Origin of the sequence: Pseudoclavibacter sp. CFCC 14310, from assembly GCF_008831165.1 — a bacterium.
GTDB lineage: Bacteria > Actinomycetota > Actinomycetes > Actinomycetales > Microbacteriaceae > Pseudoclavibacter_A.
The window spans coordinates 676,434-696,315 of record NZ_WBKC01000002.1; the positions used below are offsets into that span (position 1 = coordinate 676,434).

At 65.7% G+C, this 19,882-nt stretch carries 19 protein-coding genes and 1 tRNA gene; 12 read left to right on the forward strand and 8 right to left on the reverse strand.

Translation table 11 applies throughout. The features are described 5' to 3' along the window. Positions 1-17: 17 nt before the first annotated feature. Together F8O06_RS06930 and F8O06_RS06935 are read left to right on the forward strand one after the other, a co-directional pair. Complete coding sequence (locus F8O06_RS06930) at positions 18-1,121, forward strand: polyprenyl synthetase family protein (protein ID WP_158038118.1); 1,104 nt, start codon at positions 18-20, stop codon at positions 1,119-1,121. Positions 1,122-1,157: 36 nt separating this feature from the next. Continuing rightward, positions 1,158-3,323, forward strand: coding sequence for a protein kinase domain-containing protein (locus tag F8O06_RS06935; protein WP_158038119.1), 2,166 nt, complete (start codon positions 1,158-1,160; stop codon positions 3,321-3,323). 119 nt (positions 3,324-3,442) lie between these two features. Here the strand turns inward: F8O06_RS06935 and F8O06_RS06940 are convergent, their stop codons facing one another. Next, positions 3,443-4,780 (reverse strand): class II 3-deoxy-7-phosphoheptulonate synthase, encoded by a 1,338-nt coding sequence (locus tag F8O06_RS06940; protein ID WP_225732910.1) that lies wholly within the window; start codon positions 4,778-4,780, stop codon positions 3,443-3,445. Between the two features lie 133 nt (positions 4,781-4,913). Further along, positions 4,914-5,603 carry a lysophospholipid acyltransferase family protein gene (locus tag F8O06_RS06945; protein WP_158031628.1) on the reverse strand — a complete coding sequence of 230 codons (690 nt, stop codon included), beginning with the start codon at positions 5,601-5,603 and terminating at the stop codon, positions 4,914-4,916. Positions 5,604-5,715: 112 nt separating this feature from the next. On the opposite strand from F8O06_RS06945, the gene F8O06_RS06950 reads away from it, so the two are divergent. After that, positions 5,716-7,227, forward strand: coding sequence for an LssY C-terminal domain-containing protein (locus F8O06_RS06950; RefSeq protein WP_158038121.1), 1,512 nt, complete (start codon positions 5,716-5,718; stop codon positions 7,225-7,227). A 39-nt stretch (positions 7,228-7,266) separates the two neighbouring features. Here the strand turns inward: F8O06_RS06950 and def are convergent, their stop codons facing one another. After that, entirely contained in the window at positions 7,267-7,758 is a 492-nt protein-coding gene (gene def, locus F8O06_RS06955; RefSeq protein WP_158031630.1) for a peptide deformylase, read from the reverse strand. A 1-nt stretch (position 7,759) separates the two neighbouring features. Further along, a complete protein-coding gene (locus F8O06_RS06960) occupies positions 7,760-11,191 on the reverse strand; it encodes a pyruvate carboxylase (protein ID WP_158038122.1) in 3,432 nt (1,143 codons plus the stop codon). Positions 11,192-11,321: 130 nt separating this feature from the next. On the opposite strand from F8O06_RS06960, the gene F8O06_RS06965 reads away from it, so the two are divergent. Next, complete coding sequence (locus F8O06_RS06965; RefSeq protein ID WP_158031632.1) at positions 11,322-12,173, forward strand: ParA family protein; 852 nt, start codon at positions 11,322-11,324, stop codon at positions 12,171-12,173. A 73-nt stretch (positions 12,174-12,246) separates the two neighbouring features. Here the strand turns inward: F8O06_RS06965 and F8O06_RS06970 are convergent, their stop codons facing one another. From F8O06_RS06970 to F8O06_RS06980, 3 genes are all read right to left on the reverse strand, one after another. After that, positions 12,247-12,798 (reverse strand): MerR family transcriptional regulator, encoded by a 552-nt coding sequence (locus F8O06_RS06970; RefSeq protein WP_158031866.1) that lies wholly within the window; start codon positions 12,796-12,798, stop codon positions 12,247-12,249. Between the two features lie 167 nt (positions 12,799-12,965). Beyond that, entirely contained in the window at positions 12,966-13,703 is a 738-nt protein-coding gene (locus F8O06_RS06975) for a MerR family transcriptional regulator (protein WP_158038123.1), read from the reverse strand. Further along, positions 13,703-14,242 carry an FHA domain-containing protein gene (locus F8O06_RS06980; protein ID WP_158031634.1) on the reverse strand — a complete coding sequence of 180 codons (540 nt, stop codon included), beginning with the start codon at positions 14,240-14,242 and terminating at the stop codon, positions 13,703-13,705. The genes F8O06_RS06975 and F8O06_RS06980 overlap by 1 nt, the downstream gene beginning before the upstream one ends. Positions 14,243-14,400: 158 nt before the next feature. Between F8O06_RS06980 and F8O06_RS06985 the strand changes: the two genes are divergently transcribed. The 3 genes from F8O06_RS06985 to F8O06_RS12220 all read left to right on the forward strand — a co-directional run bounded on the left by F8O06_RS06985 (position 14,401) and on the right by F8O06_RS12220 (position 15,693). After that, positions 14,401-14,474, forward strand: a tRNA-Pro gene (locus F8O06_RS06985). A 397-nt stretch (positions 14,475-14,871) separates the two neighbouring features. Beyond that, the gene (locus F8O06_RS06990; protein WP_158038124.1) at positions 14,872-15,450 is read left to right on the forward strand and encodes a hypothetical protein; all 579 of its coding nucleotides are present in this window, start codon (positions 14,872-14,874) and stop codon (positions 15,448-15,450) included. A gap of 66 nt (positions 15,451-15,516) precedes the next feature. Then, positions 15,517-15,693, forward strand: coding sequence for a hypothetical protein (locus F8O06_RS12220; RefSeq protein ID WP_192496881.1), 177 nt, complete (start codon positions 15,517-15,519; stop codon positions 15,691-15,693). A 285-nt stretch (positions 15,694-15,978) separates the two neighbouring features. Here F8O06_RS12220 and F8O06_RS06995 read toward each other — a convergent pair whose 3' ends face one another. Then, positions 15,979-16,533 carry a DNA-protecting protein DprA gene (locus F8O06_RS06995; protein WP_263970006.1) on the reverse strand — a complete coding sequence of 185 codons (555 nt, stop codon included), beginning with the start codon at positions 16,531-16,533 and terminating at the stop codon, positions 15,979-15,981. A 794-nt stretch (positions 16,534-17,327) separates the two neighbouring features. Here F8O06_RS06995 and F8O06_RS07000 point away from each other — a divergent pair. The 5 genes from F8O06_RS07000 to F8O06_RS07020 all read left to right on the forward strand — a co-directional run bounded on the left by F8O06_RS07000 (position 17,328) and on the right by F8O06_RS07020 (position 19,871). Beyond that, on the forward strand, positions 17,328-17,567 hold the full coding sequence (locus tag F8O06_RS07000) for a hypothetical protein (protein ID WP_192496882.1): 240 nt from the start codon (positions 17,328-17,330) through the stop codon (positions 17,565-17,567). Positions 17,568-17,639: 72 nt separating this feature from the next. Beyond that, the gene (locus F8O06_RS07005) at positions 17,640-18,011 is read left to right on the forward strand and encodes a TIR domain-containing protein (protein WP_158038125.1); all 372 of its coding nucleotides are present in this window, start codon (positions 17,640-17,642) and stop codon (positions 18,009-18,011) included. 8 nt (positions 18,012-18,019) lie between these two features. Continuing rightward, on the forward strand, positions 18,020-19,006 hold the full coding sequence (locus F8O06_RS07010; protein ID WP_158038126.1) for a caspase family protein: 987 nt from the start codon (positions 18,020-18,022) through the stop codon (positions 19,004-19,006). Between the two features lies 1 nt (position 19,007). Continuing rightward, on the forward strand, positions 19,008-19,331 hold the full coding sequence (locus F8O06_RS07015; RefSeq protein ID WP_158038127.1) for a hypothetical protein: 324 nt from the start codon (positions 19,008-19,010) through the stop codon (positions 19,329-19,331). Positions 19,332-19,340: 9 nt separating this feature from the next. Beyond that, positions 19,341-19,871 (forward strand): hypothetical protein, encoded by a 531-nt coding sequence (locus tag F8O06_RS07020; RefSeq protein WP_158038128.1) that lies wholly within the window; start codon positions 19,341-19,343, stop codon positions 19,869-19,871. Positions 19,872-19,882: the final 11 nt, after the last annotated feature.

Genomic DNA, 19,882 nt, shown 5'->3' on the forward strand with positions numbered 1-19,882 from the left:
AGCATTAGGCTAGACAGGTGACCGCCCATTCCACTCTGCTGCAGCTGGTGCAGGATCGCATCGATGCGTTTCTCAGTCGAGAATCCGCACACCTGCGTCGCATCTCCCCACTCGCCACTCCGCTCACCGACGAGCTCTCCGGCCTGCTGCACGGCGGCAAACGATTTCGTTCCCAGTTCTGCTATTGGGGCTGGCGTGCGGCAGAGACCGACGCCGACGAGGAACTCTCTCGAATACAGCTGGAGTCCGTGCTGCAGCTGAGCGCCGCCATCGAGCTCTTTCATGCGGCCGCGCTCGTGCACGACGACGTGATCGACAACTCCGACACCCGACGGGGTCGCCCGGCTGCGCATGTGAGTTTCGCCGAACTGCACCGCTCCGGCCACTGGCGCGGGGATTCCGCCCAGTTCGGCTCGTCTGCCGCCGTCGTCCTCGGTGACCTCCTTCTGGGCTGGTCGCAGCGCGGTTTCGCCGACGCCGTCGATCTGCTGCCCGAAGCCAGCATCCGGCGACGTCTGCGCGAGCTCATCGCAGATATGACGACTGAGGTGATGGTCGGGCAGTACCTCGACATCCTCGGCGAACACGCCTGGCCTGCTCTGCCTGACGACGAGGCACTCGAACGCTCAGAGACCGTCATGCTCTACAAATCGGCGAAGTACTCGATCGAGCAGCCGCTGCTGATCGGCGCAGCGGTGGCCGGTGCCGACGACGAGCAAGCGAGCGCGCTCTCCACTTTCGGCGTGCATGCCGGCCTGGCCTTCCAGCTGCGCGACGATGTGCTCGGCGTCTTCGGCGATCCCGCGCAGACCGGCAAGCCGGCGGGCGACGATCTTCGCGAGGGCAAACGCACCGTGCTCGTCGCCCTCACCCGATCGATGGTGCCCGCGACCGTGCGTCACGTCGTCGACGATCTGCTCGGCGACCCGACGCTCACGAGCGAGCAGATTCAGATGCTGCAGGAGACGATCGTCGAATCCGGCGCACTCGCTGCGACAGAGCGCCTCATCGACGATCACTCGTCACAGGCGGATGCCGCACTGCAGTCCGCTCCGATCGTTCCGCCCGCCCGCCGGGCACTGGGCGATCTCGCCCGACAGGCTGCTCAGCGCACCCGCTGATCCGGCCTGAAAGAGCCTGCCGTCTAGGATGGTGCCGTGACCGACGACTACACGCCTCCAGCAGATCCCCTCATCGGGATGCTGCTCGACGGCCGTTATCGGGTGGACGAACGCATCGCTCGCGGTGGCATGGCGACCGTCTACCGGGCGCGGGACGAACGCCTCGATCGTGTGGTCGCCGTCAAGGTGCTGCACCTGCATCTGGCCGAAGACGAGTCGTTCCGCGACCGCTTCACCCGTGAGGCGCTGGCCGCGGCGAGGCTGTCGCACCCCAACGTCGTCAACGTGTTCGACCAAGGCCAGCAGGCCGGAGTCTGCTACCTCGTGCTCGAGTACGTTCCCGGGCAGACGCTGCGCCACCTGCTGCATCAGCAGGGTCGGCTCACTCCACAGGTCGCGCTCGAAGTGCTCTCACAGGTGCTCGAAGGGCTCGCCGCCGCTCACCAGGCCGGGCTCATGCATCGCGATCTCAAGCCCGAGAACATCCTGCTCAGCCCGGACGGCCGGGTGAAGATTGCAGACTTCGGGCTGGCTCGAGCGGTGGAGAGTTCGACCTCGGCCACCTCCGCGCTCATCGGCACCGTGGCGTATCTCTCGCCCGAACTGCTGCGCCGCGGCACGGCCGACGAACGCTCGGACATCTACGCGCTCGGCATCATGCTCTTCGAGATGCTCACGGGCGAGCAGCCCTTCACAGGGTCGGCCCCGGCTCAGGTCGCCTTTCAGCACGCCAACGACGAAGTGCCGCTGCCCAGTTCGATCGTGCACACCCTGCCTGCCGAGCTCGATGACTTAGTGGTCTGGGCGACGCGCGCCGACCCTCAGGATCGGCCCGCCAACGCCACCGATCTCTTCGAAGAGACCCGACGCGTGCAGTCCGAGCTCGCTCTTCCGGTCGGCTCCTACCGTGCGCTGCGCGCGCTGCTTGCACACGCAGCGGCCGGTGACCGCTCACTGAACGCCACTGAGGTGCTGCGCCCGACCATGGTCGCGCCTGCCGTGTCGGCCGCTCCCCCGTCTCCGGCATCCGCCATCGCCAAGCTGCCCACAGTCACACCGCCGCTGCCTGTTGCCGGCGCTGACGATCGCGGCGACGGTGGCGACGGGCACGGCGCCGACACGCCGGATGACGACGCGACGGCTCCGCACGAGCCGGTCGCCCCTGAGGCATCGACTGCCGCAGCTGCCCCAGTGGTCGCTGATGCCGGCGAAGATCCAGACTCTGAGCGCGATGCGGTGGACGCCGTGCTCACGCGGGTGCAGACGCGACGTCGGCGAGGGTGGTCGATCACCGCAGTCGTCGTTGTGGTGACCGTGCTGCTGGCCGCGGCGGGGTGGTTTCTCGGGGATGGCCCCGGCGCACGCCTGACCGTGCCGAACGTGGCAGGCTCGACCCTCGAAGACGCTCAACGCGTGCTTGCCGATGCCGGCATCGACTCGACGCAGGCACAGGCCAACAGTCTGGACGTGCCAGCAGGCCAGGTGATCGGGACCGACCCTTCGGCGGGCTCGCGCGTGCCGAAAGACGCATCGGTCTCAGTCGTCGTCTCGCTGGGCCCGCGCATGATCGCGCTGCCCGACGTGGTCGGTTCGAAGGCCGATCTCGCCGACGACGCCCTCGCACAGGCAGGCTTCGTGGTGTCGGACGACCGCGCGGAGCAGTTCGACGACAAGGTGGATTCGGGGTCGGTGATCGGAGTCACGGGCAGCGACGGCAGCATGGTCAAGGCATCGACCGAGCTGGCCGAGCGAACGCAGCTCGGGCTGGTCGTCTCGCTCGGTGCGGTGCCGGCTGTCTCAGGGCAGTCACTGGCAGACGCGACGACACACCTGCAAGACGTGGGGCTCAAGGTCAGTTCGTCCGAGGCCTTCCACGATACGGTTCCCCCAGGCTCCGTCATCTCGGCGGCGCCGGACAAGAAGCCCGTGCACAAGGGCGACACGATTCGTCTGGTGGTCTCGAAGGGCCCCGAGATGGTCACAGTGCCCGATGTGAGCGGACAGACCCTCAACGACGCACGTGCGACGCTGCGCGCAGCCGGGCTCGACGGCACGTCGAACTTTCCCGAGCAGGCGATCCCGTTGAGCACGAAGAGCTATTGGGACGTCGTCACTGTGTCAGGCACCGACCCTGCCGCCGGCACGTCGGTGAAGAAGGGCACAACCGTGAAAATGAACGGGTCGCTCTTCGACGCCTTCTGATTGTGGCCATCGAGGGTCGAGGTCCCAGCCAGCGCAAAAGCAGCACCGCGAACCACGAGGCGCACTGACGCGGGTACTGACGAGTGCGACGCGCAGTGAGCCCCACCCGTCAGCGTCGGTCAGGCGGAGTGAGACTTCTTGAGCTCCTCGGCGACCAGGAACGCGAGCTCCAGAGACTGCCGGTGGTTCAGACGCGGGTCGCAGAGCGACTCGTAGCGAGTGGCCAGCCCGGCCTCGTCGATCTGTTCGACGCCGCCCAGGCACTCGGTGACGTCGTCACCGGTGAGCTCCACATGGATGCCTCCGGGAACGGTTCCGACTGCCGCATGCGCCTCGAAGAAGCCGCGCACCTCGTCGACCACGTCATCGAACCGACGAGTCTTGTAGCCGGTCTCGGTGGTGATGCCGTTGCCGTGCATGGGGTCGGTGATCCACAGCGGCTGAGCGCCGCTCGCCTTGACCGCCTCGAGCAGCGGCGGCAGCGCCTCGCGAATGCGGCCGGCGCCCATACGAGTGATGAAGGTCAGACGACCGGGGATGCGATCCGGGTCGAGTCGGTCGATCAGACGAAGCGCGTCGTCGGGGTCGGTCGTCGGGCCGAGCTTGACGCCGATGGGGTTGTGAATCTTCGAGAAGTACTCGATGTGCGCGTCGTCGAGCCCCCGGGTGCGCTCACCGATCCACTGGAAGTGCGCCGAGGTGTCGTAGACCAGCCCGGTGCGCGAGTCGATGCGTGTGAGCGGGCGCTCGTAGTCGAAGAGCAGCCCCTCGTGGCCCACGTAGAAGTCGACGCGTTTGAGATCGTCGAAGTCGGCGCCGCAGGCGGCCATGAACTTGATGGCCCGGTCGATCTCTTGAGCCATCTCGTCGTAGCGGGAGTTGGCCGGGTTGCGTGCGAAGCCCTGGTTCCAGCGATGCACTTCGCGCAGATCGGCGAACCCGCCCTGGGTGAACGCCCGAATCAGGTTCAGCGTCGAAGCCGAGGTGTGGTACGCCTGCACCAGTCTCTGCGGATCTGCCTCACGTGACTCCGGAGTGAAGTCATAGCCGTTGACGATCTCACCGCGGAACGCGGGCAGCGTGACGTCGCCGCGCGTCTCGGTGTCTTTCGAGCGCGGCTTCGCGAACTGACCGGCCATGCGCCCCATCTTCACGACGGGCACCGATGCACCATAGGTCAGAATGACTGCCATCTGCAGGATCGTCTTGACGCGATCCTTGATCTTGTCAGCGGTGGCGCCTTCGAAGGTCTCGGCGCAGTCGCCGCCCTGCAGCACGAATGCCTCGCCTCGGGCTGCCGCCCCCAGACGGTCGCGCAGGGCATCGGCCTCACCAGCGAAGACCAACGGAGGCAGCGCGCTCAGCGTCGCCCGAGCATCCGCGAGCGCAGCCGAATCAGGCCACGACGGCTGCTGCTTCGCAGGCAGCTGCTCTGCGGCGTCGAGCTCGGCCAGCAGCGACTGTGCGACCGTGTCGCTGACGACCGGCTGCTGGTCGGTGATATTGGCATTCACGTGGCGTTCCCCAATCATTTGGTGCTGTCGGCTCGATGCAGGTGCGTCGGGTCGGCGGTTCCGCGTCGCCGCGGGGTCACTGCTGAGCTGCGGCGAGACGGTGGCGCACGCTCGACGCGTACACGTCGCGGTACTCCTGCTCGCTGATCATCTGCAGCTCGTGCATTATCTCATCTGTGATCGATCTCAACACGAATCGATCGCCTTCCATTCCCGCGAAGCGGGTGAAGTCGAGCGCTGGCCCGGCGATGACGGCCAGCGGCACACGCTTCGGCCATTTGGCGCCGATCGGCATCATCTTGTCGGTGTTGCGCACTGCGACGGGCACGACGGGGCAGCCTGCGGCGAGAATCGTGCGGGCGGCACCCGTGCGGCCTCGGTAGAGATAGCCGTCCGGACTTCTCGTGCCCTCGGGGTAGAGCGCCAGCACGTGACCTTCAGAGAGCACGCGCAGACCGGTGTTGAGCGAGGCCTCGCTCGCTTTGCCGCCGCTGCGGTCGATGGGCAGCTGACCGGTGCCCTTCATCATGACCCGGGTGAACCACCCTTTGATGCCCTTGCCGGTGAAGTACTCGCTCTTCGCCAAGAAGCGCACCGGGCGCTTCACGAAGAGCGGCATGATGATTGAGTCGATGAACGACAGGTGATTGCCGACGAGCACGACAGGGCCCCGGTCGGGGATGTTCTCAAGACCGCGCACCTCAGTGCGGAAGAACAGTCGCAGCCAGGGGCCGATGAACACCCATTTGAGCAGCCAGTAGAGCACGGTGAAACCTCCAGTGGGCCAGTCTACCGGGATAGTCTGGGGGTCTGGGCGCAACACGGCGCATGGCACGGTGCCCGTCGGTGAACCGTGCGCAGCAGTCCGAAAGGGGAACATGGATATACGGACACTCCGCACGCGCTCGACCGCGCTGGTGCGCAACCGCACCAGAATCGCCAGGCTGCTTGACGGATTCTTCTTCGTCTTCGCCGCCGTGGCCACGTTCTGGCTCGCATTCACGCTCTTCACCGACTCGCTCGACACCGGCTGGTGGGGTGCGCTGGTCGCCATCGTGTTCTGGGTGCTGATCGCCTACCTCGCGCTGCCCCGGCTGCATCGCATCCTCACTTCGATCTACGTGCCCGACTACTTCATCGGCCGCACCCGCACCAGCGACGGTCTGTTGGGCGACCCCGTGAACCTGGCACTGATGGGCGACGAGCAGCGTCTGCATCAGATCATGGACGCGGCCGGCTGGACGCGCGCCGACGACCTCGGGCTGCGCTCGAGCATCCGCATCGTGACCTCGACGCTGTCTCGACGCAGCTATCGCGAGGCGCCCGTGAGCCCGCTCTTCCTCTTCGGCAGGCAGCAGGACTTCGCCTATCAGCAGGAGGTCGAGGGCAACCCCGCCAAGCGACATCACGTGCGGTTCTGGCGCTGCCCGCCCGACTGGCTGCTGCCCGGCGGCCGGCGCGTCGACTGGCTCGCGGCCGGCACCTTCGACCGTGCGGTCGGGCTCTCGCTGTTCACACTGCAGGTCACGCACAAGATCGACGAGAACACCGACATCGAGCGCGACCACATCGTGGCGAGCGTGCTCGGCGCCGACGACGACGTGACCGTTCACGTGCTGCGAGACTTCTCGACCGGCTATCACTCCCGCAACGGCGGCGGAGACTCCATTCGCACCGACGGCGATCTGCCGATCATCGATCTGCGTGACGACGGTGCCGAACCGTTCGCCGGGCAGGGCGTCGTCGAGGCGTCTGACGCTGCGGCCTGGCTGCCCGGTGCACGTCAGGACCGTGCCGCGGATGCGGTGCCTGCGCAGTCGGCACGGGCTGCGGTAAGGGCTGCGGCACGACTGAAGCGGCCGGCGTTCGAGCTGCTCGATGACGACTCAGGCGAACAGTCGACCCTCGAAGAGGTTCGGCGTCACGGTCGGCCCGTGACGATCACGTTCGGTGCGGCGGTGCTGATGCTGCGCGCACTGGGGTCTCTGGTGCTGATGGTCAGCGGCGCGCTGCTGCCCGACGCCGACGTGCATGAGCTCGTCGCCGACGTCGGCGTCGATGCGGCGACGCTGCCCCAGGCCTTCGACGTGCGCTGGGTGCTGGTGCTGCTGGGGCTGGCCATCGCGGCCGTGACCGCGCTGCTCGCCATCCTGGTGCTGCGCGGCTCTGACTTCGCACGCATGGTCGTGCTGGTGTTCGCCACGCTGTCGACGCTGCTCGCCTTCGCGAGCCATGCGGCGGGGCTGCCCCTGCTGTCCGACTTCTCGACGCTGATGACGGTGACTCTGAACATCCTGATTCTGATCGCGCTGAGCGGACGACCCGCTCGCGCCTACGCGACGACGCGTCGAGAGCGGCGCAGAGCACGCATCGCATCCGCAGCCACCTGAGAATGCGATGCGGCTGATGGTGCTGCGGCAGAGGCCCGCTCAGAACCAGGACTGAGCGCGCACCTCGCGCATGGCGGCACGCCGGGTCTCGCCCTGCAGCCGGTGCAGATAGACCGTGCCGCCGAGGTGATCGATCTCGTGCTGCAGCGCCTGGGCCATCAGCCCGTCACCCTCCAGCGTCACGGCATTGCCGTCGAGGTCGATGCCCTCGGCACGCACCCAGCTGTACCGCGGGGTGTCGAACCACAGGCCGGGCACCGACAGGCAGCCCTCCTGAATCTCGACGATCGGCTCGCGACGCTCGACGATGCGAGGGTTCAGCAGGTAGCCGACCTCGCCGTCGACGTTGTAGCTGAACGCCGCAAGGCTCACGCCGATCTGCGGCGCGGCCACGCCGGCCCGCCCGGGCAGTTTGACCGTGTCGATGAGATCCTGCACCAGCTGGCGCACGTGCTCGTCGATGTGGTCGATCTGTTCGGTGGGCTGGCGCAGCACCGGATCGCCGTAGAGGCGAATGTCGCGAACCGCCACGTCACTCCCCTGCCACGTTCGTCACGGTGCTCGGGGCGATCACCAGCAGCAGGTCGCCGGGCTCGACCTGGCGCGACCCGTCGAAGACGACGCGCTCGACGACGCCGTCGGCGCCGGCTGCGATGTTCGCCTCCATCTTCATGGCCTCGATGCTGGCCACCGGCTCGCCGACCGAGACGGTGTCGCCCGGCTTGACCTTGAGCGTGACGACCCCCGCGAAGGGAGCGGCCACCTGGTTCGGGTTGCTGACGTCGGCGCGCTCGGCCTCTTCGGTCTGCACCTTGATCGACTCGTCGCGCACGGTGACCGGTCGCAGCTGACCGTTCAGCACACCCATGACGGTACGCTCGCCCTTGTCGTTGGCCGGGCCGATCGCCGAAAGCGCGGTGTAGAGTCGCAGCCCCTTGTCGAGCTGAGCCGCGTGCTCTTTGTTCGCCTCGAAGCCGTACAGATAGTCTTCGGTGTCAAGCGTCGACAGATCGCCGTAGTCCTGACGGAACTTCTCGAAGTCGTCGGCCGGCCCCGGGAACAGCAGGTGGTTCAGCTGACGACGACGCGACGCGGAGTCGCCCTCGAGCGCGCGCTCCTGATCTTCGGTGAGCTCGGTCTCGGTGAGGTGCACTTCGCGCCCGGCGAGCACCTTCGAGCGGAAGGGCTCAGGCCACCCGCCCGGCAGATCGCCGAGTTCGCCGGCCATGAACTTCACGACCGAGTCGGGCACGTCGTACTTCTCGGGATGCGCCTCAAAGTCGTCGGGATCGGCACCGACGGCTGCAAGGTGCAGAGCGAGGTCGCCGACCACCTTCGACGACGGGGTCACCTTCGGCGGGCGCCCGAGGATGCGATTGGCCGCCGCGTAGTTGTCTTCGATGACCTCGAACTTGGTTCCCAGGCCGAGGGCGATGGCCTGCTGGCGCAGGTTCGTCAGCTGACCGCCAGGAATCTGGTGGCGGTAGATGCGGCCGGTCGGCGCATCGAGCCCCGACTCGAACGGTCGGTACAGGTGCCGCACGGCCTCCCAGTACGGCTCGAGATCGCTGATCGCATCGAGGTCGAAGCCGGTGTCGCGCTCGGTGTGGCTGAGCGCGGCGACCAGGGCCGAGAACGACGGCTGGCTGGTCGTTCCCGCGAGCGGTGCTGCGGCGACGTCCACCGCATCCACACCGGCCTCGCTGGCGGCCAGCAGCGTCGCCAGCTGACCGCCGGGCGTGTCATGCGTGTGCAGGTGCACGGGCAGATCGAACTCGCGCCGCAGCGCGGTGACCAGCTGGCGTGCGGCCTCGGGGCGCAGCAGACCGGCCATGTCTTTGATGCCGATCACGTGGGCGCCCGACTGCACGATCTGCTCGGCGAGCCGCAGGTAGTAGTCGATCGTGTAGAGGTCTTCGCGCGGGTCGAGCAGGTCGGCGGTGTAGCACAGCGCGCCTTCGGCCACCGCGGTGCCGGTCGCCAGCACCGACTCGATCGCCGGGCGCATCTGGTTGATGTCGTTGAGCGCGTCGAAGATGCGGAACACGTCGACGCCGCCCTTCACCGCCTCTTCGATGAACGCGTCGGTGACCTTGGTCGGGTACGGGGTGTAGCCGACGGTGTTGCGACCGCGCAGCAGCATCTGCAGCGGGATGTTGGGCAGCGCGACGCGCAGCTTGTCGAGACGCTCCCACGGGTCTTCGCCCAAGAAGCGCAGCGCGACGTCGTAGGTGGCCCCGCCCCAGGCCTCGACCGACCACAGACCCGGCGCCGCGGCTGCGACGTACGGCGCGGCTTCGAGCAGGTCTTTGGTGCGCACGCGCGTCGCCAGCAGCGACTGGTGGGCGTCGCGGAACGTCGTGTCGGTGACGCGCAGCTGGGTGTCGTTGCGCAGCGCCTCGGCGAAGGCGCGCGGCCCCACCCGATCGAGCAGCTGCTTCGCCCCGTCGGGCACGACCTTGGTGTCGATGGTCTGCGGCAGCTTCTGCGTCGGGTCGACCAGCCCTGCGGGGCGCTCGCCCCAGGGCTTGTTCACCGTCACGTTGGCGAGCCACGTGATCAGCTTGGTGCCGCGGTCTTTCGACTTGCGCATGTCGAACAGCTCGGGCCGTTCGTCGATGAAGTGCGTGCTGAGATCGCCGGCGATGAAGTCGGGCTCGGCGAGCACGTTCAGCAGGAACGGGATGTTCGTCGAGACCCCGCGGATGCGGAACTCGGCGAGGGCACGACGGGCACGACGCACGGCCGACGGAAAGTCACGAGCCCGGCAGGTGAGCTTGGCGAGCATCGAGTCGAAGTAGGGGCTGACCTGCGCGCCTGCCGCCGTGGTGCCGCCGTCGATGCGCACGCCCGCACCGCCCGGCGAGCGGTACGTGCTGATGCGACCGGTGTCGGGCCGAAAGTTCTCGGCCGGGTTCTCGGTCGTGATGCGGGTCTGCAGCGCCGCCCCGTGGATGCTGATGCGGTCTTGCGAGAGACCGAGCTCTGGCAGCGTGGCGCCGGCCGCGATGAGCATCTGGGTCTGCACGAGGTCGACGTCGGTGACCTCTTCGGTCACGGTGTGCTCGACCTGGATGCGCGGGTTCATCTCGATGAAGACCGGCGTGCCAGCGCGGTCGCCGACGGTCTCGACCAGGAACTCGCAGGTGCCGGCGTTGACGTAGCCGATCTCTTTGGCGAATCGGATGGCCGCCGTGGTCAGCTGCTCGCGCAGCTCTGCGGTGATGTTCGGCGCCGGAGCGATCTCGACGACCTTCTGGTTTCGGCGCTGCACCGAGCAGTCGCGCTCGAAGAGGTGCACCGTGTAGCCGCTGTGGTCGGCGAGCACCTGCACCTCAATGTGACGCGGGCGCAGCACGGCCTGCTCGAGGAACATGCGCGAGTCGCCGAACGCATTGCCGGCCTCGCTCATGGCCTGTTCGAGTGCGGGCTTCAGCTCTTCGGCGGTGTCGACCTTGCGGATGCCGCGACCGCCGCCGCCGGCCAGGGCCTTGGCATACAGCGGAAAGCCGATCTCGTCTGCCAGCGCGACCAGCTCATCCGGGTCGCTGCTGGCGTGCGTCGATGCGAGCACCGGCACACCCGCACGAATCGCCGCCTCTTTGGCGTTGACTTTGTCACCGGCCAGCTCCAGCGCATCCGCACCGGGCCCGATGAAGGTGATGCCGTTCTCGGCGGCGGCGCGGGCCAGCCCGGGGTTCTCAGAGAGAAAGCCGTAGCCGGGGTAGATCGCGTCGGCACCCGATTCGAGGGCTACGCGAATGATCTCGTCGATGTCGAGGTAGGCCTTCACCGGGCGCCCCGCCTCACCGATCTGGTAGGCCTCATCGGCCTTCAGCCGGTGAATGGAGTGTCGGTCTTCGTACGGGAAGACCGCGACCGTCTTCGCACCGAGCTCGAATGCGGCCCGGAACGCACGAACGGCGATCTCTCCACGATTGGCCACCAGGATCTTCTTGAACAATTGGTCTCCCCACATCGCGAGTCGTTTGCACGATTGTACCGTGCTGCCGCGCCCCGCTCACACGCCCAGCCGACGGTCAGAACCGAGACGGTTGTGCAGAGTCGCGCTCTACCGGGTAGCGTAGATGGTCGTGGACGTACTCAGTGTGAGCTCTCTTAAAGGCGGGGTCGGAAAGACCACCGTCGCCCTCGGTCTTGCCTCAGCGGCCCTGGCGCGCGGAAAGCGCACCCTGGTCGTCGACATTGACCCCCAGACAGATCTGACCACCGGCTTGGCCGTCGACCCCGGGTCGGCGCTGACCGTGGCAGACGTGCTCAAGAACCCGTCGCCCGACGTCGTGCGTCGCGCGATCGTGTCGAGCGCCTGGACAGAAGACCGCACACTGTCAGTCGACGTCATGGTCGGCTCGCCGCGAACCATCGAGTTCGACGTGCCCGCCCCTCGCCCACGCGATCTTTGGAAGCTCGATGAGGCGCTCGCGCTGCTCGAAGACGCCTATGACGTCGTCATCATCGACTGCCCCCCGTCGCTGAACTCGCTCACCCGCAACGCCTGGCTCGCCAGCGACCGAGTGCTGCTCATCGCCGAGCCGAGCCTCTTCGCCGTCTCAGCCGTGGGCCGCGCGCTCAAGGCCATGGAAGAGCTCAGCCTCGACCAGCAGGTGCCGGTGAAGCCCCTCGGCGTGTTGGTCAACCGCTTTCGCAAACAGTCGATTGAGCACGAGTTCCGCATCTCAGAGCTCGAACAGCTCTACCCGCGCCAGCTGCTCGACGTGCGTCTGCCCGAGCGGGCCAGCCTGCAGCAGGCTCAGGGCTCGGCGCGGCCGGTGCACTCCTGGCCGAGCGAGTCGGGCAAGAAGATGGCCGCACAGTTCGACCAGGTGTTCGACGTGTTCGAGCAGGCCGTCGACGGTCACCCGCAGGCTCGTGGGCATGCCGGTCGCAAAGCCGCAGCCAAGGCAGCCGAGAAGAAGACTCACTGACCCTCAGCGGTCAGCGCGGGCTGCCACTCCCCTACTTTGAACTGGCTCTCAGCTGAGGTGAGGATGCGACGGCTCAGCTGGCTGAGCGGCGACGATGGCGGCGTTCGGCGAGTTCGTCGACGTGCGTCTCGGTCGCACCGATCGTCACCAGGTTGTCTTCGACCTCGCGCAGCACCTTGCCGACGGCGATGCCGAACACGCCCTGGCCCCGACTCACCAAGTCGATGACCTCGTCGTTCGAGGTGCAGAGATACACACCGCCGCCGTCGCTCATCAGAGTGATCTGCGTCATATCTTGAATGCCAGCATCGCGCAGCTGTTCGACGGCGACGCGAATCTGCTGCAGCGAGATGCCCGTGTCGAGCAGACGCTTCACCAGCTTGAGCGTGAGGATGTCGCGAAAGCCGTACAGACGCTGCGTGCCAGACCCGTGTGCGCCGCGAATCGTGGGCTTCACCAAGCCCGTGCGTGCCCAGTAGTCGAGCTGTCGATAGCTGATGCCGGCAGCATTCGCTGCGACGGCACCACGGTAACCGCGGTCTCGGTCGAGCCCGGGAATGCCATCGGTGAACAGCACGTCAGAGAGTTCAGGGTCGTCGACTGACGAAAGCTGCGCATCCGGCATATCTGGGTGCTGTTCATCAGTCATGAACGACTCCTTCGAGGGGGCTGTGACGACCGCAGCTTGTGCGCGATCTGTGAGTCACATTACCAGCCGCACCCCGCTCGAAGACTGAAGACGAGGCTTTCTCGTCGGCGTGTCGAAGTCTCAACGTTCACGTGAGACTTGAATCAGCTGTCGAGCTGTTGAACCGCTCGCTCCAGCAGTGTGCGTTTCAGGTCGACGAGCGCCTCGACCACCTCGGCGGTGACGTTCGCCGCCTGGGCACGAGCCTCCGGAACATCGCGACGGAAGCCACTGATCGCACCCTCGACGAGCCCGATCTCACGATCGGTCGAGGCCTTCACGCCGCGCAGATGTCTGGGCTCGATGCCGCGCTCTTTGAGCGAGACCAGCAGCGTCAGCACCTCTCGAGCCTTCTGGTCGAAGCGCGACCCGGTGGGCAGCAGACCGACCGAGACCGCGTCGCGCACCAGCTGGGCGTCGGCGTGTGTGATCTCGATGAGCTCGGCTCGCGAGTACGCCTGCTGGTCGGCCTGGTGGTCGAGTGCGCTGAGCGGATGCGCGATACCCGGGAGCATCGGAGACTCCCCCGCGTCGATCTCGTCGACGTACTGACGGATGACTTTGAGCGGCAGGTAGTGATCGCGCTGCAGGCTCAACACCAAGCGCAGACGGTCGACGTCTGCGGGGCCGAACTTGCGGTACCCGGATTCGGTGCGCTGCGGCGAGACCAGACCGCGTTCTTCGAGAAAGCGGAGCTTCGACGGGGTGACGTCGGGAAACTCTGAGACCAGTCGAGTGAGCACCTGGCCGATGCTCAACAGCTTCTGAGCGTCATCGACTGACTCGGATGCTGCCTGTGCAGCCGCCGAGCGGTCGATGTGCCTGCGTGCAGCCTGCCCCATCAGCCGTTCTCGCCTGTGAGCAGATCGCGACGTGACGGGTAGTAAGTGAGTCGGAACTTGCCGATCTGCACTTCTGCGCCGTCTTCGAGATGCGCACTCTCAATGCGAGTGCCGTTGAGGTACGTGCCGTTCAGCGACCCGAGGTCGACGACGTCGTAGCCGACGGCGGCACCGGTGCCCGTGCGACGGAACTCCGCATGGCGGCGGGACACAGTCACGTCGTCAAGGAAGATGTCGGCGTGCGGGTGACGGCCGACCGTCACCACGTCGGAGTCAAGCAGAAAACGCGACCCGACATTGGGCCCCTGACGCACGATCAGCAGTGCCGACCCGGCAGGCAGCGAGGCGATGGCCTCAAGCTCTTCAGTGCCGACGCCGATCTGAATCGCCCCAGTCGCAAGCAGCTTCTGCGCGAACGTGCCAGTGAAGGTGAGGGTCTCATCTTCGGTCGAGAGATTCACGACCGGCTGCACTCGCGTGGCCGGCTCTTGGGGATCATTCTCGGGATGCTGCTGCCCCAGATCTTGGTCTGCGCTCATTCATCCCTCCTCTCAACACAATCTGCTGACCACTTTAGTCGATCAATGAAAGGTGTGGGCGCGGCGTGTCGTGCCAATTCACGCGCCCTCAGGCATGTGCGTACCGATGCACCCGTGCGCATGTGTATTATGGGTGAGGTTGTCCACGAAATGGACGACGGGCTGTGGCGCAGTTTGGTAGCGCACTTGACTGGGGGTCAAGGGGTCGCAGGTTCAAATCCTGTCAGCCCGACACTCAGAACGCCCCGTGCCCTTGTAAACATAGGGCACGGGGCGTTTTCTCGTTAACCGGTCGCTCCTCAATCTTCTCGGGGGGGTAATCTGGGGGCGATGAGCTTTTGACCGCCCCCAGATCTCTCACCCTTTGCCCATCCTCTGACGGCGCCTCGACCGCCAATTCACCAACGACAGGTGCCCCGGCCTGCTCTGAACCAGCGGGTGTGCGCCGACCGCATTATCAACGGCTCCCTCGCAGCGAGAACTGTCCCTTCCCCACGACGGGAGCATGGTATGCGGGGCGACCTGGTCATCACCTGCGCTACGCCGATGCCTCCGCGCTGGCAGCTCGTGTGTCAGGAACGGTGACCGTTGGATGGTCACGAAGCTGTGCGAGGACGGGTCGGGACTCCATGGCCCTGCTCGCCGTCCAGGCCACTCGGCGCCTCGACCTGGGCTACGCGGTCACCACACACCGGGCACAGGGAGTAACCACCAGGACCTCGCACGTCGTCGTCACCCCGACGACTACGCGGGAGAACTTCTACGCCTCCATGACTCGCGGCGCGGAAGGCAATCACGCCTATGTCGCCATCGACCGCGAGGATCACGAGCACAGCGATTCGCGCCCCAGCGACAACCTGAATGTCACCGCCCGCAGCGTCCTGTACGGCGTGCTCCGGCACGTCGGCGCGGAGCTGTCGGCGCACGAAACGATCACCTCCGAGCAAGAGCACTGGGGCTCGATCACCCAGCTCGTGGCCGAGTGCGAGACCATCGTGCAAGCCGCACGCACGACCGCTGGATCGCTCTGCTCGCGGCGTCCGGTCTCACATCGGAGCAGGTCGGCGACGTACTGGATTCCTACGCCTACGGTGCACTGTCGGCCGAGCTGCGGAACGCCGAGGCCAAGCACCACGACCTCGATGCTCTGCTCCCACGGTTCGTCGGTGCCCGCAGTCTGGACGACGCCGACGACATCGCCTCCGTGATCCACGCCCGCCTCGCACGCGCCACCATAAGACCGGCGGGCTCGGGTCGCACCTGCATCACCGCGAATGATCGTCGGCCTGGTCACCGATGCGGGCGGGCCGATGGGAGGCGAGATGCGTCAAGCCCTGAATGAGCGCAGCGATCTCATCGAGGAACGCGCCGACGCCGTGCTCCTCACTGTCCTCACCGACAACCAGCCCTTGACCGCGAAACTCGGCACACAGCCGAAGGACAAGAAGTAGGCGGCGGCGTGGAAACGTGCCGCGCGCACGGTCGCGGCCTACCGCGACCGCTACCAGATGACCGCTACCAGATCACCGACGACCACACTCCGTTTGCTCCCGCACCGGAGAGCACCAGGCAGAAGGCCGACGCCGCACGAGCACGCGCTGCTCTCCACCGTGCCCAGTCCATCGCGAGCGACGACCCGCCGAGAGACCGGATGCAGCCGACCGCTGTGACCCGATCCGCCCCACGCCTCTGAAGTCCAGCAGACGATTAAGAGGCGACGACCGAAGAGCCGTCGGTCAGAGAGAGCGCCCCGGCCTACCGGGCTCGGGACGGCGGCGATCGAACTGCTGTCCCGGCTCGGGCCGCGTCACCGCGGGCGTGGACGGACCGTCGGCATCGAGCAGAGCGATCACGTCGCTGGACTGAGTGACGAGAGACGCGAAGCGCTGTTTGACGAGTTCGTTCGGCCCGGTGCTGGCGGCGCTGGTCACTGGGACGGGCACCGCGCCGACGCCTCGCCCCAGCTCACGTGCGGTGAGCACGGTCGTCATCGACCCGGACAGCATGCTCGCCTCGGGAGCCACGGTGGCGCCCGACAGGGCGGCCATCAGCCGGTTCCTTGCAATGAACCAGTGCCTGGTGGGCGCAGCACCCGGCGGCAGCTCACTGACCAGCAGACCGACATCCCTGATCTGACGCAGCAGGTCGCTGTGCCCAGCCGGATAGGGGCGGTCCAGATTGCCCGCGAGCACCGCGATCGTCTGGCCGCCGGCCGCGAGTACCGCGCGGTGCGCGGCTCCTTCGATCCAGTAGGAGCCGCCGGCGACGACGATGCGTTCCTCGTCGGCCATTCCGTTGCCAGGTTGCCGGTGACGTGCTCTCCATATGACGTTGAGACTCGGGAGCCGGTGATCGTGACGCGATCGCTCAGCGCCGCCGTCAGGAACGAGGTCGCTCCGCGCGTCCACAACAGGTATGGAGCACGCTCACCCAGATCGTCCAGACCCGCGGGCCACTCCTTGTCCGCCGGGATGAGAGTGCCGAACACGCCGCCTTGCGTCTCGACCACACGGTCGGGCAAGTCGGGCGTGAGCCGAGCGGAGAGCCGTTCGCGCCACATCAGCGCATCCGCGCGGGCAAGGCCCAGCACCGGATCGTCGGACTCGATCAGCCGGAGCATCTGGATCCCGCCGACCTGGGCGAGGACGCGGCCGGTGGCGGCGTCGTTCGGCTCGGCGATCATCGACAACGCGACCCGCGCCATCCGCTCACCCTGCATCTGCTCCGCCAGTGTCACCATGATCGGTGTCCTCTCGCTCCAAAGTCACCGACGAGGTACAGCCCGCCCACCGACGACGGATTCCCTCTGTCAGAGCACGGTCGTAGACTGAGCGACGAGGCAGGTTCTTCAGCTACGCGGGTCCTACGGGACGGCCCCTTCGAGGGCACTCGGTTCATAGCCGCCTCCACGACGGAACACCGTCGCGCTATGACGAGGCAAGAGAGCCCCGCGATGCTCCGCACATCGGTCACACTCAGCCCACGAGGCTAGGGCGTACTCCGCTACGCACCCACCAACCTGCTGCTCAACGCAATCCGCACCAGACGCGGCCTCAAGTGGGGCATCCCCGCGATGCTCCTGGCCGTGCCCTACCTCTACGCCGCCGCGATCTGCACCACGATCATCAACGACGGCGGTCCCGGCTGGCTCTACCTGCTGATCCTGCTGATCGTCTGGAACGCCTTCAAGTTCCTCTGGATCGGCCCTGTCAGTGTCCTACAGCTCGCCTCTGCCCGTGCGAGGAGCCATCGGCGGTGTCTGGTGGCGACGCGCGGCATGGAAACCGCCGCCGTGTCAGCCCCAGCCACTATCCTAGAGTCGTGAGTCTCGTTCACCCTTGTTGAGCCCGCTTCATCTCTGAGGTGACCGAGTAGGAGGTCCAACAGAGGAGTTGACATGGCCGACAAGAAGATCGTTTTCGTAGCGTTCGCGATCGAAGACGAGCACCAGCGCGACTTGCTCAAAGGGCAGTCGTTGCACCCGCGCGCCCCGTTCGAGTTCATCGATATGTCCGTGAAAGAACCCTACGACCGCGACTGGAAAGAACGGGTTCGCACCCGCATCAAGCGGTCCCACGGCGTGATCGTGCTGGTCAGCAAGAACTCGCTTGCGTCGAGCGGCCAGAAGTGGGAAATCCAATGTGCCAAGGAAGAAGGCAAGCCTATCCGGGGCATCTGGGCCTTCTCGACCGATCGGACAAGCATCACTGGCGTTTCCACCTACGCTTGGAGTGATGCAAACATCAGCGGATTCATCGACTCATTGTAGAGTTCGAAATGCGCAAAGCGTTGATCGTCGGCATCGACCATTACGACACAATTGGCAGTCTCAGCGGATGCGTGAATGACGCCTACGCAATGAAGGCTGTCCTGGAACGCAACGCAGACGGAACGATCAACTTCCCTACACCCAACGTGCTGTTGGGAACCGCGCCCGCCCAGCCGGTCAGCCGACATGCGCTGAAGGAAGCAGTTCGTGACCTATTTGCGGATGACGCAGATATTGCGCTGTTCTACTTCGCTGGCCACGGCCACATCGAAGATACTGGCGGATATCTCTGCGCTAGCGACTGTGCAACAGGTGATGACGGCCTCTCCCTCGCGGATGTCATGAAGCTTGCGAACACATCGAAAGCGAAGAACAAGGTCATCATTCTCGATAGCTGTCACAGCGGAGCTGCCGGGGACAATGCCCTCGTCTCCGGTGTGGCGGAAATCTCCGATGGCGTCACAATCCTCACCGCATCAACGGCGTCCCAGTATGCCCTCGAAACCCCCGGAGGCGGCTCAGGCGTCTTCACCAGTTTGCTCGTCGACGCATTAAGTGGTGCGGCGGCCAATCTGATGGGAGATATTACGCCTGGTAGTGCATACGCCCACATTGATCAGTCCTTGGGGCCTTGGGCGCAGCGACCAGTTTTCAAGACCAACGTCAAGACCTTCGTGTCACTTCGCGAGACCGACCCGCCGATAGATCTCGCCGATCTGCAAGCCATCACGACCTACTTCCCGACAGCGGATCATCAACTCGTTCTAGATCCCAGTTACGAGCCGGAGCGGAGCGGGGCTGAGGACTCGAGCGTGGCGGAGCCGAACCCTGTGAACACGGCGACTTTCAAGATTCTGCAGAATTACGTCAAGGTCAACCTCGTCCGCCCTGTAGGCGCGCCGCATATGTGGCACGCAGCGATGCAGAGCAAGGCTTGCGAACTGACCGTCCTCGGGCAGCATTACTGGAAGCTCGTCAAGCAGGGGTTGATCTGAGATGGCGGACCAGCCAGAGGGGCTAAGAGCCGCGCTGGAGAGCGAAGACCTTTTGGAGGAGTTGGCGGCTATCGAGCATGAACGGTGGTCTCACTGGCAGCGCTATCTCCATGATCAGTGCGTAGACGGACCGGATGGTTCTCTGATCATTCCGGCGGACCAGGCGCGACGATGGTCGAACCAGATGAACACGCCATACGGCCAGTTATCCGACGACGAACGCGAGAGCGATCGCGAACAGGTTCGCCGCTATCTTCCGATCATCGCAAGAACGCTTGACGAAGCTACCGTGGACTGCGACCAGCAGCCCGATACGGCAGAGTAAGGAGCATCAATGGCCAGCGGTTTCAAGATCAATAAGCAGGGCATCCGACAGATGACCCGGGAGATCGAACGTGAATTCGCCAAGAACCCCGTTCGCGTCCCACTTCAGGCCGATTCCACTGGAGTTCATCTGCCGCCTGCGACGACGGTCAACGATTACAACGGCCCGGTATTTACGATTACTGGAGACCATGCGCAGGTCGCATGGAACAACCATGATGTCACTCAGTCGCAGGAGAAAACCGGGCTGGTCGCCCCAGGGTACAAGGAATTGGCCGACCTTGTGACTCGGCTCCTGGCGAGCCTCCCTTCACTGACCCTCGACCCCGACGACGACGCGGAAGCCTTGGCCACCAGCGAGACGATTTTGCGTGAGCTGGTGAAGACGGAACCTGACAGAAGCATCGTGAAGCGAGGCGTCACTATGCTGAAAGGCCTGCTGGCGCCCGTCTCGTCGGGCGTCAGCAAGGCGGTAACTCAAGAGTCTGCTGATCTGGCTCGGCAGATGATTGATTCATTGGGAAACGCGCTTCCGTCGTGAGCCACGCTGAT

What these genes read in the sequence shown, in the direction of transcription:
- F8O06_RS07005 (WP_158038125.1), top strand. Translation starts at nt 17,640, where the DNA reads ATGGCCGACAAGAAGATCGTTTTCGTAGCGTTCGCGATCGAAGACGAG.
- F8O06_RS07015 (WP_158038127.1), top strand. Translation starts at nt 19,008, where the DNA reads ATGGCGGACCAGCCAGAGGGGCTAAGAGCCGCGCTGGAGAGCGAAGAC.
- F8O06_RS12220 (WP_192496881.1), top strand. Translation starts at nt 15,517, where the DNA reads ATGATCGTCGGCCTGGTCACCGATGCGGGCGGGCCGATGGGAGGCGAG.
- F8O06_RS06950 (WP_158038121.1), top strand. Translation starts at nt 5,716, where the DNA reads ATGGATATACGGACACTCCGCACGCGCTCGACCGCGCTGGTGCGCAAC.
- F8O06_RS06980 (WP_158031634.1), bottom strand. Translation starts at nt 14,242, where the DNA reads ATGAGCGCAGACCAAGATCTGGGGCAGCAGCATCCCGAGAATGATCCC.
- F8O06_RS06995 (WP_263970006.1), bottom strand. Translation starts at nt 16,533, where the DNA reads ATGGCCGACGAGGAACGCATCGTCGTCGCCGGCGGCTCCTACTGGATC.
- F8O06_RS06975 (WP_158038123.1), bottom strand. Translation starts at nt 13,703, where the DNA reads ATGGGGCAGGCTGCACGCAGGCACATCGACCGCTCGGCGGCTGCACAG.
- F8O06_RS06990 (WP_158038124.1), top strand. Translation starts at nt 14,872, where the DNA reads ATGGCCCTGCTCGCCGTCCAGGCCACTCGGCGCCTCGACCTGGGCTAC.
- F8O06_RS06970 (WP_158031866.1), bottom strand. Translation starts at nt 12,798, where the DNA reads ATGCCGGATGCGCAGCTTTCGTCAGTCGACGACCCTGAACTCTCTGAC.
- F8O06_RS07010 (WP_158038126.1), top strand. Translation starts at nt 18,020, where the DNA reads ATGCGCAAAGCGTTGATCGTCGGCATCGACCATTACGACACAATTGGC.
- F8O06_RS07020 (WP_158038128.1), top strand. Translation starts at nt 19,341, where the DNA reads ATGGCCAGCGGTTTCAAGATCAATAAGCAGGGCATCCGACAGATGACC.